The sequence below is a fragment of the Okeania sp. SIO3I5 genome, assembly GCF_010672085.1.
Lineage (GTDB): Bacteria > Cyanobacteriota > Cyanobacteriia > Cyanobacteriales > Microcoleaceae > Trichodesmium.
This window is the reverse complement of the sequence record NZ_JAAHHT010000450.1, coordinates 1-3,186: the sequence shown is the minus strand read 5'-3', so window position 1 is coordinate 3,186 and position 3,186 is coordinate 1. Positions and strand designations below refer to the sequence as shown.

General features: G+C 39.7%; 1 protein-coding gene. It reads right to left on the bottom strand.

Features of this window, described 5'->3' with window-relative positions:
• Positions 1-238: 238 nt before the first annotated feature.
• Positions 239-1,582: a lipopolysaccharide biosynthesis protein gene (locus tag F6K40_RS39495; protein WP_293145564.1), complete on the bottom strand. Its 1,344-nt coding sequence runs from the start codon at positions 1,580-1,582 to the stop codon at positions 239-241.
• Between the last annotated feature and the right edge of the window lie 1,604 nt (positions 1,583-3,186).

Genomic DNA, 3,186 nt, shown 5'->3' with positions numbered 1-3,186 from the left:
AGGGAACAGGGAGGAGGGAGGAGGGAGGAGGGAGGAGGAAGGAGGGAACACTTAACTGGCAGGAATACTTAAGAGCCAGAAAAAAACTTAAATTTCCGGTAAAATTCACCCTTGAGTTTACACCAACGATACCAGCGGACATGATATTAGAACCAAAATTTTTGAACTTTAAATTTTGAATTTTGAATTTTGAATTCAAAAAATGGTCATCTTGTTTTCTTTTAAAAAATTTCCTAGACTATGTAGATTTTTTACCTATTTGTAAATAGTAAAAAATTGATGGATTTATCTCAACATTTTTGATGACTAGAATACATTGCCAAACATTCCAAGTCACTAAAGTCAAAGTTGTGGCGATCGCGGCTCCTTCTACCCCAAACTGAGGAATTAAAATGGCATTTAATCCGACATTCATAAATGCACAAAAACCTGAAACGACAACAGCTTGATTTTGATTACCAGTCATCACCATTAGATTGCCAACTGGTCCGCACAAGAAATCCACCAAGTAACCAATAATCAGAATTTTCAAAGACCAATGAGATACCAAAAATTCCGGACCGAAAATCCTGAGAATGGGTTGGGCAAAAATCGCCAAAATTATTGCGATCGCTACAGATGGAACAAAAATCCACAAAGTTACTTTAGCCACCACTTTTTGTAATTCTTCGCGATCGCCTTGAGCATAAAGAATGGCATAAGCAGGTGTAGTCGCGAGATTAATACTATGCAAGAAAAAAGCAGTCCACAATGCTGTTTTTGCCGCTGCACTGTAAATGCCAACAGCTCCAGCCCCAATCAAGACTCCCACCATAATAATATCGGTTTGTGTTAATAGGATTTCAAAAGTCCGGTTTAAAAACAAGGGAAGTGCCACCAACAACCATTGGCGAGGTTTGTAAACTGGCTTGATTTCACCGATTTCCTCCTTTAATTTGAACCAGAGACAACCAACCTGAAAGACAACTACTATTAATAGAGTCACCAGTGCCATTCGAGTCATCTGGATGCCAGTCAGACAGTGGTTTTGCTGAAACAGGAAAAGACCACTTCCTAGCACAAAAAGAGGCCAGAGTATTTTCGATGGTGCATAAGCCAAAGGAATGTTATCTACCCCGCGAACCATATCTTCTTGTAACTGGATTAAAGCTTGCAGTGGCACTAGCCAAATTCCCACCAGGAAGACAGAAGCATAAGAAAAACTATGGTGGCGATCGAGGAAAGAAATTATTTCTGTAGCCCCTAAACAGAGCAGCAAACCTATTCCGACGGTAAACTGCCAACTGCTTAAGAGTAATCCCCATAATTCTGCCCATTCCTGTCGAACGCGGTATTCTGAGATGAAACGCAATACGGCGCGAGGCAATCCCAAACTTGCTGGAATAGCCAGGACTAAAGACCAAGAGATGACATATTCATAAATTCCATACTCAGTTTTCCCCATCCATTGTGCAAGGCAAACTTGGGTGAGGTAACTCAAGATTGTTCCTGCGGCTTGCAACAACAGAATGGTTGCCGAATTTTTTGCCAAAACAGAGAGCTTGACGCTACTCTGAGTTTCACTGAGAGATGTAGTAGTCATTTCAGTTATCAGTTATCAGTTATCAGTTATCAGTTATTAGTACCTCCTGCTAAACCAGGAGGTATGAAAATACGGAATGGAACTTTTCTCTTGGTCGATGGGATATGGCGTTTAGCTAACGCAAAACTTTCATATAGGGAATGCTCCGCAAACGTTAACGCTCCGCGACATGTAACGCGTAGCGTCCCGGAGGGAAGGAAAGCCGAAGAATGCAGAGCCGCTTCCTCTTACAGAGGAGCTGCGCTAACGCTAACGCCATCCCACCCTTCGGCAAGCTCCGCTTTTCATGTCGCGCAGCGTTAACGTAGTTATGCGTAGCAAAACGACCGCTTTTTATCCTCTTGAAAGAGGAGGCTTTAAACCAAAATTTTTCGGTCATTTTTTTAGGTGCTTTTAACTGCACTCGCCAAATTAACATAGATTGACCATTTTTTTAATTCAAAATTCAAAATTCAAAAATTTTGGTTCTAACTTAATTTCAATAGTCAGTAGTTAGTAGTCAGTAGTCAGTAGTTAAAACAGGTTTTTTCCTGACTATCAATCTTACTCCGATGGAATTTCATATCAAATACCCTGGTCATGGAAGTATTAGACATCTCCAGAAATCAAAAATGAAATCAATTCAATATCTAAAATCAACAATTTTATTCCCTATTCCCTATTCCCTGACTTCTGCAAGAAGTCTATTATAAGAAATTGGGTTTGTGGGAGGTCTATGTTAGTATTATAGGGCGTTTGATACTTTCCCCGGTTTCTCTGCTTTTTTTATATCGATACTACCGGATTTGATATCATACCTTATTTCACCAATGCCTAATTTTGAATTGATTTGACTGTTAGCTAAGGACTTGTATCAGTTCAGGCACTAAACGAATCCCACAGTCTTCTTGATAAATAAGAGTCCGGATAGTTTTTACAGCGGTTTTAATTTCAGTCGACCACTGTAGGGGCGATTCGCGTTTGCACAGCATTCCGCAGGAAATCGCCCCTACAGCATTTCGGTTGTGACTATGTGGTTCATCAAGAAAGAAAAGCGCTGTAGGAGAACGACTGAAACCAGTATTCTAGTGAAAAAATCGGCTTTGTTGCTAGACAAGCATATAGCTACCGCACAATAGCCTAGCATATATACTTCATACTTCTACAACTATTGTCCAATAAATAAATCAAACATCAATCTTTGATATAAAAAAGCTGAAGCTTTTACCTGTAGAGGCTGTTATGGCTTTAGTTGTTGTCCAATAAATGAATCAAACATCAATAATCTACATAGGGTGATATAGCTGCCACTAGGTTCACCTTTCATGTCGGGGAGAACCGAAAAGCGGAACGGATTTTCTATGGCTACTTTCATGGAAAAAAGCCGAAAAAATCTCTGAACTATTAGACAGCTCCAAAAATGCAAAATAAAATCAATTCTTATCTATAAATTATCAATTACTCCCCTCCCAGGAGGGGTTATATAGAATCCGGGTAATTAGTTATCGTATTACTGAGGAGTAATGAGTAATGAGTAATGAGTAAGGAGTAAGGAGTAAGGAGTAAGGAGTAATATCAAATCCGGTTGAATACAAGAGTGTATTGTTGGGGGAGATGGTCCGATT

Coding starts and splice junctions, on each gene's coding strand:
- F6K40_RS39495 (WP_293145564.1), bottom strand. CDS start 1,582: ATGACTACTACATCTCTCAGTGAAACTCAGAGTAGCGTCAAGCTCTCT.